Origin of the sequence: Klebsiella sp. D5A (genome assembly GCF_001620885.1) — a bacterium.
Lineage (GTDB): Bacteria > Pseudomonadota > Gammaproteobacteria > Enterobacterales > Enterobacteriaceae > Klebsiella > Klebsiella variicola.
In genome coordinates, this window is the sequence record NZ_LOAR01000049.1 from 1 (window position 1) to 629 (window position 629).

The following is a 629-nucleotide window of genomic DNA, read 5'->3' on the forward strand; positions in this document are numbered from 1 at the left end:
ACTTTGATGATACCGCGCTCTACACGACCGGTAACAACGGTACCACGACCGGAGATGGAGAATACGTCTTCAATCGGCAGCAGGAACGGCTTGTCAATCGCACGCTCTGGTTCCGGGATATAGGTATCCAGGTGGCCAGCCAGTTCGATGATTTTCGCTTCCCACTCTGCGTCGCCTTCCAGCGCTTTCAGAGCAGAACCACGAACGATCGGAGTGTCGTCGCCCGGGAAATCGTACTGAGACAGCAGTTCACGAACTTCCATCTCAACCAGTTCCAGCAGCTCTTCGTCATCAACCATGTCGCATTTGTTCAGGAACACGATGATGTACGGAACGCCTACCTGACGACCCAGCAGGATGTGCTCACGAGTCTGCGGCATCGGGCCGTCAGTCGCAGCAACAACCAGGATCGCGCCGTCCATCTGCGCAGCACCGGTGATCATGTTTTTAACATAGTCGGCGTGGCCCGGGCAGTCTACGTGCGCGTAGTGGCGAGTCGGGGTGTCATATTCAACGTGAGAGGTGTTGATGGTGATACCACGAGCTTTTTCTTCCGGCGCGTTATCGATCTGGTCGAATGCACGAGCAGAACCACCGTAGGTTTTAGCCAGAACGGTAGTGATGGCAGC

The 629-nt window shown here is 55.5% G+C and carries 1 protein-coding gene; it reads right to left on the reverse strand.

Features of this window, described 5'->3' with window-relative positions; genetic code table 11:
• Positions 1-629 (reverse strand): GTP-binding protein (locus tag AS136_RS25940; RefSeq protein WP_228140438.1); only part of this gene is annotated, 629 nt, incomplete at both ends.